This window comes from Pseudomonas paraglycinae (assembly GCF_021601625.1).
GTDB lineage: Bacteria > Pseudomonadota > Gammaproteobacteria > Pseudomonadales > Pseudomonadaceae > Aquipseudomonas > Aquipseudomonas paraglycinae.
This window is the reverse complement of the sequence record NZ_BQHR01000043.1, coordinates 1-498: the sequence shown is the minus strand read 5'-3', so window position 1 is coordinate 498 and position 498 is coordinate 1. Positions and strand designations below refer to the sequence as shown.

Annotated in this window: 1 pseudogene; it reads left to right on the top strand. The window is 64.9% G+C overall.

The features are described 5' to 3' along the window. Nucleotides 1–498: pseudogene (locus L6D82_RS28475) on the top strand (RHS repeat domain-containing protein); the annotation flags it as partial.

The following is a 498-nucleotide window of genomic DNA, read 5'->3' as shown; positions in this document are numbered from 1 at the left end:
AAGGCCTGCTGCTCAGCGAATACACCTACGACGAACAGGGCCGCTTGAAGTCCCACGCCGTAGGCCATCAACGCAGCGCGCTGTACCGCCGCGACTTTGCCTACAGCGCCAACGGCAACCTCGAACATATCGCCGACACCCGCCACGGCCAGCGCAGCTACACGTACGACGCCCTCGACCGGCTGATCCGCGTACGCCACACCCGCGACGATGTGCCGGAAAACTTCGCCCACGACCCGGCCGGCAACCTGCTGATGCAGGACCGTCCAGGCCCGCCACAGATCAAAGGCAATCGCCTGCTGATGCAGGGCAATCGTCATTACGACTACGACGCCTTCGGCAACCTGATCCGCGAACGCCGCGGCCGCGCACAAACCCTTGTCACCGAATACCGCTACGACAGCCAGCACCGCCTGATCGGCCTGACCCGCCCCGACGGCAAAACCGCGACCTACCAATACGACGCCTTCGGCCGGCGCATCCGCAAAACCGTCGACG